This is a genomic window from Cryobacterium sp. SO2 (assembly GCF_026151165.2).
Classification (GTDB): Bacteria; Actinomycetota; Actinomycetes; order Actinomycetales; family Microbacteriaceae; genus Cryobacterium.
Genome location: NZ_CP117849.1, coordinates 3,983,586 through 3,996,741 on the forward strand (window position 1 = coordinate 3,983,586; position 13,156 = coordinate 3,996,741).

Here is a 13,156-nt window from a genome sequence, read left to right on the forward strand (position 1 = left end):
CACTAACCGGAAGGAACATGGAATGTTGGCTGCGGAACGTCAGGTTCTCCTGCTCGAACGGCTCAGCAGGGACGGCAAGATCGTGGCCAAGGACATCGCCGCCGAGCTGGGCCTCTCCGACGACAGCGTGCGCCGGGACCTCCGCGAACTCGCCGCCGCCGGACTCTGCCAGCGTGTCTACGGCGGGGCCCTGCCTGTGTCGCCGGCGCTCGCGCAGTACGCGGACCGCACTCTCGTGCAACCGGCCAGCAAAGACCGGGTCGCCGCCCGCGCCGCGCGGCTGATCGAGCCGGGCAGCACGGTGATCCTCGACGGCGGCACCACGACTCTCGCCGTGGTGCGCGCCCTGCCCCTGGACCTGGCCTGCACCGTGATCACGCACAGCCCCACCATCGCCGCGGCGCTGCTGCCGCATGAGAGCATCGACGTGTTCCTGCTCGGCGGGCGGCTGTTCCGACACTCCGCGGTGACCTGTGGCGCCGCGGCGGTCGAGGCCGCCCAGGCGATCTCGGCCGACCTGTTCCTGCTGGGCGTCACGGGCGTGCACGCCACGGCCGGCCTCACCACCGGGGACGTGGAGGAGGCCGCGATGAAACGGGCCCTCGCGGGCCGGGCGGCCGACACCGTCGTGCTGGCCAGTGCCGAGAAGATCGGGGTGGCCTCGCCCTACCGGGTGCTGCCGTTCGGCGACATCGCGGGCATCGTGACCGACACGGCGGCCGACGACCCCACCGTGGCCGAGCTGCGGGACCGCGGCATCACCATCCTCACCGCCCGCGACTGACCAGAACCGGGCGGATGCGCGCGCGGCCAGCCCCGCACATCCGCCGCAACTGTTGCCGAATCGGACATTTGCGCCCGGTGCGCCGGGCGCAAATGTCCGGAACGGGAACAGTTAGGGCTGGGTGGGCGCCGGGTCTGCGAGTGCCGCGGGTGCCGCGGGTGCCGCGGGTGCCGCGGATGCGTCGGGCACGCCGACGGTGAGCCGGCGCACGCTGCGGGTCGACAGGGCCGCGAGGCTGGCGACCACGATCACGGCGGCGCAGCCGAGCAGCACGGGCGTGGTGCCGTAGACGTGGGCGAGCGGACCCACGAGGATCTCCCCCAGCGGGATGGCGATGAACGAGCCGACGGCGTCGTAGGAGTAGACCCTGGCGAGTTTGTCCTGGGGGATGTTCTGCTGCAGCGACTGGTCCCAGGCCACCCCGAACTGCTCGATCGCGACGCCGCCGACGAGGAAGGCGATGACCAGCACCGGAACGATCGGCACTTCGACGAGCGGCAGCAGGGCCAGGCCCACGATGGGCAGGGCGGTGACGATCACCAGGCCCACCCCGATGCCCAGCGCATGCCGGGGGCGCCAGCGCAGGGCGAGCAGCCCGCCGAGGGCGAGGCCCACGGTCTCGGCGGCGATGATCAGGCCCCAGCTGGCGCGGCCGAAGGTGTCGTCGGCCACGAGCGGGCCGAGCACCGCGATCGCGCCCACGAAGGCGGCGTTCACCAGGGCGAACTGGGCCACCACCACCCACACCCAGGTGCGGCTGGCGAACTCCTGCCAGCCTTCGCGCAGCTCCCGCAACATGCTGGTGGGCGGCGGCGCGGCGGCGGCGGGCACGGCGACGGGCGTGCGCACGAAGGCGAAGAAGAGACCGGCGAGCGCGAAGGATGCGGCGTTGAGCGCGAGCCCCCAGCCAGGCCCGACCGCGGCGATGAGCAGGGCGCCGAGGCTGGCGCCCACGATCGCGCCACCGTTGAGGCTCAGCCGGAGCAGGGCGTTCGCCGGCCGCAACTGCGCCACGGGCACGGTTTGCGGCACGATGGCCGCCGAGGCCGGAAAGCTGACGGCGGCCACGGCGCCGTTGACGATGCTGAGGATCACGAGCAGCGGGATGGTGGCGGATCCGGACAACACGAGGGCGGCCACGACGGCCTGGGTGCCGGCCGCGGCGAGGGAGGTGCCGACCAGCAGCAGGTGCTTGGGCAGGCGGTCGGCGATGACCCCGCCGAACAGCAGCACGGCCACGTTGGCGATGGACCGGCTGGCCACGACCAGGCCGAGGTCCACGGCGGATCCGGTGAGGTCCAGCACCGCGAAGGCCAGGGCGATCGGGGCGGCGGCGTTGCCGAGGACGGCGATGGTGCGGGCGGTGAGCAGCCAGCGGAAGGGGGCGAAGGCGAACGGGCCGGCGCCGCCCGGGGCACGCCCCTGTGCCGCTTTCCCCCGATTAGCCATGCCGCCAGTCAACCACGCGGGTCGGGCCAGGCCCGCCGCGCCCGCCCATCCCAGGACAACTGTTGCTCGTGCGGACAATTGCGCCCGGCGCACCGGGTGCACATGTCCGATTCGGCAACAGTTGCGGCTTGCCGGGCCGGGGCGGCTATTCGCTCAGGCCGAAGCGTGCGTGGATGGGCGCCGTCCAGCGTGGGGCCCACCAGAGGATGCGCTCGAGCGCGGTCATCACCGCGGGCACGAGCACGATTCGCACCAGCGTCGCATCCAGCAGCACCGCCACCGCTAGGGCGGTGCCGATCTGTTTCATCTGCATCAGCTCGCCGGTGGCGAAGCCCGCGAACACCAGCACGATGATCAGTGCCGCCGAGGTGATGATGCGGCCGGAGCTCTGAAGGCCGGTTTCGATGGCCTTCCTGGTGCTCTCACCGCGGTCGTGGTGCTCTTTGATACGGGCGAGGAGGAACATCTCGTAGTCCATCGCCAGGCCGAACCCGAAGGTGAGCACGAGGGTGAGCACGAGAGCGTCGACGCCGGAGATGGTGTCGGGGTCGAAATTGAGCAGGCCGGAAAGGTTGCCCTCCTGGAACCCCCAGACCAGCACGCCGGCCGCCGCGCCCAACGAGATGGCGCTGATCACCAGAGCCGTGAGGGGGATGATCACCGATCCGGTCATCAAGAACAGCAGCACAAAGGTGGCCAGGGCGATGATCAGCACCGCCCAGGGGACTCCCGCAGCCAGCGAGTCGAGGTAGTCAATAGCCTGCGCGTCGGCGCCGCCGACCCAGTTGTCGAAGTCCGGCCTGTCGGCGCGGATTTCGCGCACCACGTCGGTGCCCTGGTGGGTGTCGACGGTGACCCTGGACACCCAGTAGCCGTTCTGGTCGACCGGCGGCGCTACATCCGTCACCCCGGGCAGGGCGGCGACGTCGTCGGCCCACGCGGCCGCCGCGGCCTGGTCGGTGCTCGACACGAGCAGCACCCGGGGCGCGGTGGCCAGGGGGAACTCTTCGTTGAGCGTCGTGAGGAAGTCGTACTGGCTGGATGAGCGCGGGATGGCGTCGTCGGCGCTGTTGGCCACCGTCATCGACAGCACGGGGCTGCTCAGCAGCAGCAGCACGGCAGTGCCGGCGAGCGCAACGAGCACCGGCGCCCGCTGCACGAACCGGGCCAGCTTGGAGAAGACGCCCTCGTCGGGCGCGATGTCGCCGAACCGGGTGAGCCACCGGCCGACGACGGGGATGCGAGTGAGCAGGCCAGGCTGCACCAGCCGTTCGCCGAGATAGCCGAGCAGCGCCGGCACCAGCACGAGGGCGGTGAGGATGGCGATGAGCACGACGCAGATCGCGCCGATGGCGATGGCCCGGATGATCGACGGCTCGAACACGAGCAGGCCCGCCGTGGCGATCGCAAAGGTCAACCCCGAGAACAGCACGGTGCGGCCGGCCGTGTTCACCGTGCTGCCCACGGCCTGGAGCATCAGTTCGTGGCGGCTGTGCCGGTGGTGCGCCAGAGTGGCCAGCTCCCCCGTTTCCAGCGGCGGCAGGTTCGCGAATGACTCCCCGTGCGGGCCCGGCGGGGCGCCGGGGCCGCCGCCGCCCACCCGCGCCCGGAACTCCTCCCTGAACCGGCTGACCATGAGCAGGCCGTAGTCGATCGAAAGACCCAGCCCGATCACGGTGATCACGTTCATCACGGTGATGCCGATGTCCATCACGAAGGTGAAGGCGTAGAGCATCCCGAGCGCGCCGATGATCGACGCGATGGCGCCCACCAGCGGGATGCCGGCCGCGAGGAAGCCGCCGAAGATGATCAGCATCACCAGCAGCGCGATCGGCAGGGCGATCAGTTCCCCCTTCTGCAGGTCGGATTCGGCGACGGCGACGAGGGAGTCGACGATCAGGGGCGCCCCGCCCACCTCGACGTGCGCGCCGGGGTCGAGTTGGCCGATGTCGTCGGCCGCCACCTGGAGGATGCGCTGCACGTACCGGAGCAGCGGGTCGCTGACCGCGCCGTCGGTGGTTTTCATCAGCACGGTGAGGAGCATCCCCTCCCCGTCGGCGGAGAGCAGCGGTGCGGCCGCCGGGTTGGGGGTGCCGTCGGGCAGTGGCGGGATGGTCAGCGGGTTGAGCACCTGGGTGACGCCGTCCACCTTCTCGAGCCGGAGGGTGGCGGATTCGAGAATCGCCGCCAGGTCGGGCGAGGCGAGGTCGGTGGGGTGCACCAGCAGGGACAGCGATTCGGTCTGCTCGCTCGCGGGCCCGTCGATCAGGTCGCCGGCGGTCTGCGCCTCGCCCTGCACCGCTGGTCCCGCACTGGAGAGCCGATCGAACAGGCTGTCCCCGGTGGCGCCGAACAGGGCCGTGGCCAGGCAGGCGGCGAGCGCGACGGCCCAGCAGAGCAGGGAGATGAGTCGGTGGCGGGCCACACTCACGCCCAGTCTTCGCAACATCGCGGGTCAGTCCTCTGGTCGTGGACGGGCACCTGTCCGCGGCCGGTCGCGCCCGATCTCCCTGTCGTTCGCGGCCAAACTACTCCCGTCTCGCCGGTCGCGTCGGCCTACAGCGCACTGGCTACAGCGCGTACCCTTCCTCGCCGTGAACCACGGTGTCGACGCCGGCGATCTCGTCGTCGTTCTTCACCCGGAAGCCCACGGTCTTCTCGATCACGAATCCGATCAGGTACGCGAGCACGAACGAGTAGACCATCACCACGACCGCACCGATCGCCTGCGCGCCGAGCTGGTTCCACGACCCGGTGTCGATGAGTCCGATGCCGGCACCGAAGATCCCGATGTAGAGGGTGCCGAGCAGCCCGCCGACGAGGTGGATGCCGACGACGTCGAGCGAGTCGTCGAATCCGAGCTTGAACTTGAGCTCGATGGCCAGGGCGCACACCGCACCGGCGAGCAGCCCGAGCACGATCGCCCAGCCCGGCGTGAGGATGTTACAGCCGGGGGTGATGGCCACGAGCCCGGCGACCGCGCCGGACGCCGCCCCGATGGCGGTGGGTTTGCCGTCGCGGAGGCGTTCGACGACAAGCCAGCCCAGGATGCCCGCCGCGGGGGCGACGAGGGTGTTGACCCAGGCGATCGCCGAGGTGGTGTTCACCGCCGCCGCCGAGCCGGCGTTGAAGCCGAACCAGCCGAACCAGAGCAGCGCGGCGCCGAGCAGGGTCAGCGGCACGTTGTGCGGCTTGGCCATGCCCTTCTTGAATCCCACTCGTTTGCCGAGCACCAGGGCCAGGGCCAGGCCCGCCGCGCCGGCGTTGATGTGCACGGCGGTTCCGCCGGCGAAGTCGTTCACACCCAGCAGGTACACCGACCAGCCGCCGTCCGTCATCTGCCCATCGGCGCCGACGGTGAAGTTGAACACCCAGCTCGCTACGGGGAAGTACACCAGCGTGACCCACAGGCCGGCGAACACCAGCCACGGCCCGTACTTGGCCCGGTCGGCGATCGCCCCGGAGATCAGCGCGACGGTGATGATGGCGAAGGTCGCCTGGAAGCCCGCGAAGGCGAGGGCGTTCGTGTCGGCGACATTCGACGAGGCCATCGCACCCGACGAGTCGATGCCGAGGAACTGTTGCAGGAACGGGTTCCAGGTGGGGTTGAGCAGGTAGTGCGGGATCAGCCAGTCGTCACCGGACCCGAAGGAGAGGGAGTAGCCGTAGACGATCCACAGGACCCCGATCAGGCCCATCGAACCGAAGCTCATCATCATCATGCTGATGACGCTCTTGGCCTTCACCATGCCGCCGTAGAAGAAGGCGACACCGGGCGTCATCAGCAGCACCAACGCCGCGGCGACAAGCAGCCAGAGCGAGCTGAGGTTGGTGTTCAGGTCGGATGTCGCATCCGCCAGCGCTGATACCTCGAACATATCGACCGCCTCCGTGTCAGGGGAAGGAACCTGCGCCGCCGCATCCGTTCAGGCCGGACCCGGTGCGACATCGTGATGATGGCAGCAGGTGCCCCGGCACGCTAGGCGGCAATGTTTCGGCGCGGTTAAGACTGCCTGTTAAGAGTTGCCGAGGGCGCGATCCTGCCGCCGGGTCTACCCTGCAGGCATGGCCGCACACGGAGAGCCGATACCGCTTGAGCAGTACTTCGAGGGCAGCGATCCGCGCGCGCGGGCGCTCTTCGACGTGGTGCGGGCGGCCGTGCTCTCGATCGGCGACGCCGAGATCCGGGTCACGACGAGCCAGATCGCGTTCCGCCGGCAACGCTCGTTCGCCTGGACCTGGCTGCCCGGCCAGTACCTGTCCGGGCCCGTCGCGCCGCTCGCGCTCGCGCCCCTCGTGCTCACCGTGGACCTGGACAGGTTCGACACCTCACCCCGGTGGAAGGAGGTGGTGGAACCCACCCTCAACCACTTCATGCACCACCTCGAGCTGCGCCGGGCGACAGACCTCGACCCCGGCGTGATCGACTGCGTGCGCGAGGCCTGGTCCCGGGCCGGCTGATGCGCCGACTTCGTCGCCGGACGGGTGCTACGAGCCGGCCTCGGGCACGAAACGATTGACGACCTCTGCGCGGCTCTCATCCTCGCTTGCGAAGACTCCGCCGTTCGCGACGCTGTCCGGTGTGATCTCCTCGAAAACGATCCGGACGTCGTCGCGACGAGCACCCAGGGTCAGAACGGCGCTGTCGGTGACGTCTTGAACAAAGGCTCGGCGCTGGTTGATGTTGCGCCCCGCGAGTAGTTGAACGGTGATGTTGGGCATGTCTGCTCCTTAGGCGATGGTGTTGCTCAGGGTGCCGATGCCGGCGAGGGTGATGTCGACGGTGTCGCCCGGTTGCACGGGCAGGTCGGTGCCGGGGGCCCCGGTGAGCACCACGTCGCCGGGCTCGAGGGTGAGCCAGCGGGTGACGTAGACCAGGGTCGCGGCGACGGAGGACGGCAGGTTGAACGACCCGGAGCTCGCGACGACGGTGCCGTTGATGACGACCTCGGTGGCCACGTTCTCGGGGTCGGCGATCTCGGTCTCGATCCACGGCCCGAGCGGCGTGTAGTTCTTGCCGCTCTTCCCCTGGAAATTGCGCGCGTCGATCGAGCACTGGTCGACGTTGGTGACGTCGTTGGCCACCGTGTAGCCGAGCACGGCGTCGAAGGCGTTGGCGGTGGTGAGGTTGGACGCCGACCGGCCGATCACCACGGCGAGCTCACCCTCGATGTTGACGGTGCCCACACCGCGCACGGCGAAGATGTCGTCGCCGGTGCCGGCGACGGTGTGCACAGACTTGTGCCAGGCCTGCATCGGCAGCGGATTGCCCGGCTTGTTGTGGCCGATGCCGACCACCACACGCGGCTCGACGGCGGCGAGCAACACGGCGTCGGCAGCCGCGATGGAGTCGCCGGTGTAGACGAGTGGGGCGGCGAACGGGTCGACGATGATGTTCCAGCTGTCACCGGCGGCGACCGCGTAGCGGGGGCCGGTGGGGGTGTCGAGTCGTGCGATGCGCATGAGCTACCTTCCTGAATCGAGCGAGGCCCTGAACAAGCGAGCCCTGGAATAGTGCGGGGCGCCGTGCGTGCACACGGCGCCCCAGTCTGTGGGTGGTTACTTCGGCATGCGGTTACTTCATGGCGAGCGAGGCGCGGGTGCTCTCGCCGATGATGCCGTGTTCCCAGCGGCCGTTGTTCAGGTCCTTGGCGATCCGACGGTACTGGTCGTCGTTCACGTTGTAGATGAAGTAGATGATCACGGCGGCGATGGTGAGCGCGATGGCCGGGTACAGCGTCATCACTGCCTTGATACCGAGAAGCGTCCCCTCCGACTGCGTCGTGGCCTGCGCCACGTAGCCGGAGACAGCGAGCATCCCGGCGCCCACCAGCGCGGCGAGCGACTGCGAAACCTTGCGCGAGAAGCTGAAGGCCGCGTAGGTCATGCCCTCACGGCGCACGCCGGTGTGCCATTCGCCGTAGTCGATGGTGTCGGACACGAACGCCCAGGTGATGCCGTTCGGGATCGACAGCGCGACGTAGCCGATGGTGACGAGGATCATGAACGTCCACAGGTTGGTCGGGATGATGAAGTTCAGGCCGTTGGCCACAACCGCGACGGCGAAGCTCACCATGACGGTGCGCTTCTTGCCGAAGCGCACGACCAGCCTCGGGATGAACATGATGCCCACGATGGAGGCGCCGATCATCACGAAGTTGAGCACGGCCATCAGGGCGATGTTGCCGAGGTTGAACTCGGCGAAGAAGATCATCATCATGTTGTTCACGTTCATCGACGAGATGGTGAACAGGCTCATCAGCACGAGGCCGAGCAGCGGGCGGTTGGTGAGCACGGCGCGGCCGTAGTCCTTGAGGCTCGTCTTCTCCTTGTTGGCTTCCCGGTTCACGACAACGTGTTCCTTCGTCCCGCGGTAGCAGAGCACGAACGAGACCATGCCGAGCACGGCCATGACCAGGGCGGCCCACATGTAGTTGTTGGCGGTCATGCCACCGAGCATCATCATGAGCGGGATGAACGCGATGCCGCAGATCCACTGGGCGCCGAGCGAACCGGCCTGGCGGGAGGTGGCGAGCTGGGCGCGCTCCTTGATGTTGCGGGTCATCACCGAGGCGAGCGAACCGTACGGTCCGTTGACGAAGGAGTAGACACCGCCCCAGATGGCGTAGGTGGCGGCGGCGAAGGCGATCTTCCAACCCATCGACACGTCGGGCATGGTGAAGGTGACCACGGTCATCACCGCGAGGATGAAGGCTGAGACCATCATCACCGGGCGGAACTTGCCTCGCTTGCCGATCTTGCGGCCGTCGATGAAGAGCGCCGCAACAGTGTCCATCACGGCGTCGAAGAGTTTGACGAGCACGAAGATCAGGGCAACGACTGCCGGGCCGATGCCCGCGGTGTCGATCCAGAACTTGGTGAGGTAGGCCTGGCCGAGGTCGAACATGAATCCGTTGCCGAGGTCACCGAACCCGTAGGCTACCTTCTCCGTACCGGTGAGGGTGCCTTCAGCCTCATCGGCTGCGACGACGGGCGCTGCGTCCGGGACGACGTCAATGTTGTCTTGGATACTCATGGGGCGCTATCACTCTTTCGGTTGCAATCATGGGTTCGTGCGAGGGGCACACTGGAGATCGATCAGGCAAAGCTGATGCGGGTGCCGGCGGATGAGGCGGCGGGGCAGGATGCGTGCGGATTCACTGGTTCCTCCTCGTTGAGCTTCAGTGCCGACGGCATCGTTCCGCAGAGCGGAATTCATGGCCGTGGTACAGACTTAGAGTACGGGTGAACCGCGGAAGTCGATGGGACCAAGGTCCTATTTTCGGGCAGAGAGTTCCATATGAGGCATAATTGCTGGTAGGTTGTTCCGCGAGACGGAACGTCAGCCTTCGCCGCCGCATCCACGGGCGCCGGGCATACCCCTCCACAGGAAATGAGAAAAACAATGCAGTTGCGTCATTCCACCAATCCCGCGCAGATCCGCAGCTTCGACACCGCGGCGCTCCGGGCCAACTACCTGGTCGACGACCTCTTCGCCGACGACGAATTCCGCGCCACCTACACGCACGAAGACCGGATCGTTCTCGGCGGCGCCCGCCCCGTGGCCGGCCCGATCACGCTCGGCACCTTCGACCTGCTGCGCACCGACACCTTCTTCGAGAACCGCGAGGCCGGAATCGTCAACGTCGGCGGCGCCGGCACCATCTCGGTCGACGGCACGAACTACGACCTAACCCCGGGCGCGTGCCTCTATATCGGTCGGGGTGTGACCGATGTGGTGTTCACCAGCGCCGATGCTGCCGCACCGGCCGCGTTCTACCTCTTCTCCGCCACCGCCCACACCGCCTACCCGACCACCCTGGTGGCGAAGGGCGAGGGCACCGTGCGCAACCTCGGCGACCCGACCACGTCGAACGAGCGCACCATCAACCAGTACATCCACGCCAACGGCGTGCAGAGCTGCCAGGTGGTGATGGGCGTCACCGTGCTCAGCACCGGCAGCATGTGGAACACCATGCCGGCACACACGCACGACCGGCGCACCGAGTGCTACCTCTACTTCGACCTGGCCGCCGAGCACCGCGTCATCCACCTGATGGGCGAACCGACCGAGAGCCGCCACCTCGTGGTGGCCAACAACGAGGCCATCATCTCGCCGAGCTGGTCACTGCACAGCGGCTTCGGCACCGGCAGCTACTCGTTCGTCTGGGCCATGGCCGGCGAGAACAAGGCGTTCGACGACATGGACCACGTGCAGCCCGCCGAGCTGCGCTAGCCGGTCCGGCCGGCAGCAGTTCCTGCTGTCTGTTTTACGTGTCAGTTCCCGGATGCCTGGGCGCAGGACTCGTCGGTGCCCGTGATGCCGGTGAGCCCGTCCAGGGCCTCCGGGGTCGGCGTCGGCGTCGCCGCCGGCGCATCCGTGGCGCTGGGATCTGCCGGGACGTCGACCGGAGGGTCGGCCACGACGGGCGCCTCGGGCTCCTCAGTCGGCTCAGTTGGCTCAGCGGGGGTCAGTGAGAACGGCTCGTCTGCGGCGATCTTGCCGAACATCGTGTCGGCGAGGTCCTGGGTGGGCACCACCTTGCCCGGGAAATCTGGGTCGTCGGTGGTGCCCGGGTACTGCACGAAGACCAGCCGGGACAGGTCGATGTCCTTGAGCGCCAGCGCCATCGACACCATCGTGTCGGCGTGGGCCAGGTTGGTGGACAGCTTGATGTTCTTGGCCGCCGCATTCGCCAGGGAGAGCAGCTTGGGCACGTCGGTGAGGGTGCCGTTGCTCTGCACCGTGCGCATGAGCGAGGCCAGGTAGAGCTGTTGCGAGGAGATGCGGGACAGGTCGCTGCCGTCGCCCACCCCGTGCCGGCTGCGCAGGAAGGCCAGGGCGTTCTCGCCGGAGACGACGTTCGTTCCCTCGGGGAGGTTGAGGCCGGCGTCCGGGTCGTCGATCGGCGCGGAGAGGCAGATCGGCACGCCGCCGACGGCGTCGCTCATCTGCACGACACCGCTGAACGACACGACTCCGGCGAAGGGGATGTCGAGCCCCGTGAGCCCCGAGACCGTATTGACCACGCAGGGCAGCCCTCCGCGGGACATGGCCTCGTTGATCGGCGCGGCCGACATGGCCTCGAAGACCTCGCCGGTGTCGGCGTTCGTGCACTCGGGATGCTCAACGATGAGGTCCCGCGGGATGCTCACGACCACGGCGTTGCTGTGGTCGGCCGAGACGTGCACGAGGATGTTGACATCGTTGAGGGCGGTCTCCCGCACACCGTAGGCGGCGCCCTGGGCGGCGTCATTGTCGACGCCGACGATCAGGATGTTGAACCCGTCTTCGTAGCTGCCGATGTTGATCGGCGCATCCGCCTCGTCAGCCCCGTTGAGGTCGATCGAGTTCGCTGAGACCTCGGTGGTGAGCTGCCACACGGCGAGAGCCGCCACCGAGGCTCCGCTCACCAGGAGCACAGCCAGGGCCATCGCTACGACGACCAGCACGCCCGTGACCGGGTTCGGCCGTTTCAGCCGGCCATGCCGGGCGATGCCCGCTCGATCGGATTCTTCGCTCACCTGTTGCGCCCACCCCTCGTCATGCCGTGCTCTGCGGAACTTAGCAGTCCCCGCTGGGCTGCCGTCGGCGTTGATGCCCCTTACACCCTGTATCCCGACGATCTCGGCACGTCAAGGGGCGACCGGGATCACCGGTCGCCCCTTGAGCGCGTCTGGTCTGCGCACTACATCTGCGCGCTACATCTGCGCGCTAGATGGTCACGTCTCCTCGCCAGCCGTCGCCGACGTTGGCGGGTTTCTCAACGAAGGTCTTGAACTGCTTCAAATCCTTGCGGATCACGTGGTCGTCGACGCCGAAGACCGCGCCCATCTTCTCCAGGAAGCCCTCGGCCTCCCAGTCCAGCTGCACGGTGACCCGCGAGGTGGTGTCGCTCAGGCGGTGGAATGTGACCACGCCGGCGTGCTTCTCGTCGCCGGAAACGCTCTTCCACGCGACCCGCTCGTCGGGGTGCTGCTCGGTGATCTCAGCATCGAACTCACGTTCGGCTCCGCCGATCTTCACCGTCCAGTGCGTGTGGGTGTCGTCGATCTGGGTGATGCTCTCGACGAAGTCGAGGAAGCGCGGGAACGACTCGAACTGGGTCCACTGGTTGTACGCGGTGCGGACGGGAACGTCTACGTCGATTGTCTCGATTACCTGGGTCACGGGATTCATCCTCTGTCGTGTACGCCGGTGATGTCTGGCGGACCGGTGGTGTGTGGCGGAACGGTCGGGTCTGTGCCGGGTCGGCGGACTCGATTCTGCGAGCGTGCGTCTACCTATGACGCATCCGAGGGACCATTCGTCACGGCGGCGGCCGAATTCCGTGCGAATCCGACCGCCGGACGCCGGTTAGGCCTTGCCGACCGGACGGGTCGAATCCTTCGCGGTGGGCTTGCGGGGCTTCCGGTCCTCCGCGCTGACCATCCAGATGTACTGCTCGAGCTTCAGAATGAAACCGTTCAAGATATCGGCGCTGGCCGGGTCTTCTTCATCGACAGCCTCGTGCACGTCGCGGATGTTGTCGACCGTGGCGGTGAGCAGGGCCGTGACCAGACCCACCGTTTCGGTGGTGTCGACCTCGCCGGCGGGGAACTTCGGCAGGTGCGTGGTCTTGGTGACGGTCTCGGTGCGTCCGTCGGGCAGGGCGTCGAGCGCGCGCATCCGCTCGGCCAGCTCGTCGGTGAAGGTTCGGGCGTCATCGATGATCTCGTCGAGCTGCAGATGCAGGTCGCGGAAGTTCTTGCCCACCACGCTCCAGTGCGCCTGCTTACCCTGAACGTGCAGCTCGATCAGGTCGACGAGGACGGACTGGAGGTTGCTGCCGAGCTCTGCGGATGCCTTCATGGGATTCCCTTCATCACCAGGGGGAACGAGATCGGCCGAAGGTTCAGCCGGCGCCCCGCCTGTTTCAGACA

12 protein-coding genes are annotated in these 13,156 nt (G+C 67.9%); 3 read left to right on the top strand and 9 right to left on the bottom strand.

The genetic code is table 11. The features are described from left to right. The first annotated feature begins 22 nt into the window (after positions 1-22). Positions 23-784, top strand: a complete 762-nt coding sequence (locus BJQ94_RS18830) for a DeoR/GlpR family DNA-binding transcription regulator (RefSeq protein ID WP_265398128.1) — start codon at positions 23-25, stop codon at positions 782-784. Positions 785-895: 111 nt separating this feature from the next. Here the strand turns inward: BJQ94_RS18830 and BJQ94_RS18835 are convergent, their stop codons facing one another. The 3 genes from BJQ94_RS18835 to BJQ94_RS18845 form a co-directional block, all read right to left on the bottom strand. Next, complete coding sequence (locus BJQ94_RS18835; RefSeq protein ID WP_265398127.1) at positions 896-2,233, bottom strand: MFS transporter; 1,338 nt, start codon at positions 2,231-2,233, stop codon at positions 896-898. A 145-nt stretch (positions 2,234-2,378) separates the two neighbouring features. Continuing rightward, the gene (locus tag BJQ94_RS18840) at positions 2,379-4,658 is read right to left on the bottom strand and encodes an MMPL family transporter (protein WP_265398126.1); all 2,280 of its coding nucleotides are present in this window, start codon (positions 4,656-4,658) and stop codon (positions 2,379-2,381) included. Positions 4,659-4,803: 145 nt separating this feature from the next. After that, positions 4,804-6,111: an ammonium transporter gene (locus tag BJQ94_RS18845; RefSeq protein WP_265398125.1), complete on the bottom strand. Its 1,308-nt coding sequence runs from the start codon at positions 6,109-6,111 to the stop codon at positions 4,804-4,806. 187 nt (positions 6,112-6,298) lie between these two features. On the opposite strand from BJQ94_RS18845, the gene BJQ94_RS18850 reads away from it, so the two are divergent. Then, complete coding sequence (locus tag BJQ94_RS18850) at positions 6,299-6,694, top strand: DUF5655 domain-containing protein (protein ID WP_265398124.1); 396 nt, start codon at positions 6,299-6,301, stop codon at positions 6,692-6,694. Between the two features lie 27 nt (positions 6,695-6,721). Here BJQ94_RS18850 and BJQ94_RS18855 read toward each other — a convergent pair whose 3' ends face one another. The 3 genes from BJQ94_RS18855 to BJQ94_RS18865 all read right to left on the bottom strand — a co-directional run bounded on the left by BJQ94_RS18855 (position 6,722) and on the right by BJQ94_RS18865 (position 9,269). Then, a complete protein-coding gene (locus BJQ94_RS18855; RefSeq protein ID WP_265398123.1) occupies positions 6,722-6,955 on the bottom strand; it encodes a tautomerase family protein in 234 nt (77 codons plus the stop codon). Between the two features lie 9 nt (positions 6,956-6,964). After that, positions 6,965-7,696: a fumarylacetoacetate hydrolase family protein gene (locus tag BJQ94_RS18860; RefSeq protein WP_265398122.1), complete on the bottom strand. Its 732-nt coding sequence runs from the start codon at positions 7,694-7,696 to the stop codon at positions 6,965-6,967. Positions 7,697-7,808: 112 nt separating this feature from the next. Further along, entirely contained in the window at positions 7,809-9,269 is a 1,461-nt protein-coding gene (locus BJQ94_RS18865) for a glycoside-pentoside-hexuronide (GPH):cation symporter (protein WP_265398121.1), read from the bottom strand. Between the two features lie 369 nt (positions 9,270-9,638). Here BJQ94_RS18865 and kduI point away from each other — a divergent pair, with 369 nt between their 5' ends. Continuing rightward, positions 9,639-10,469 carry a 5-dehydro-4-deoxy-D-glucuronate isomerase gene (gene kduI / locus BJQ94_RS18870; protein WP_265398120.1) on the top strand — a complete coding sequence of 277 codons (831 nt, stop codon included), beginning with the start codon at positions 9,639-9,641 and terminating at the stop codon, positions 10,467-10,469. A gap of 41 nt (positions 10,470-10,510) precedes the next feature. Here kduI and BJQ94_RS18875 read toward each other — a convergent pair whose 3' ends face one another. From BJQ94_RS18875 to BJQ94_RS18885, 3 genes are all read right to left on the bottom strand, one after another. Beyond that, positions 10,511-11,758, bottom strand: coding sequence for an LCP family protein (locus BJQ94_RS18875; protein WP_265398119.1), 1,248 nt, complete (start codon positions 11,756-11,758; stop codon positions 10,511-10,513). A gap of 190 nt (positions 11,759-11,948) precedes the next feature. Then, the gene (locus BJQ94_RS18880) at positions 11,949-12,404 is read right to left on the bottom strand and encodes an SRPBCC family protein (protein ID WP_265398118.1); all 456 of its coding nucleotides are present in this window, start codon (positions 12,402-12,404) and stop codon (positions 11,949-11,951) included. 186 nt (positions 12,405-12,590) lie between these two features. After that, a complete protein-coding gene (locus tag BJQ94_RS18885) occupies positions 12,591-13,085 on the bottom strand; it encodes a DNA starvation/stationary phase protection protein (protein ID WP_265398117.1) in 495 nt (164 codons plus the stop codon). Positions 13,086-13,156: the final 71 nt, after the last annotated feature.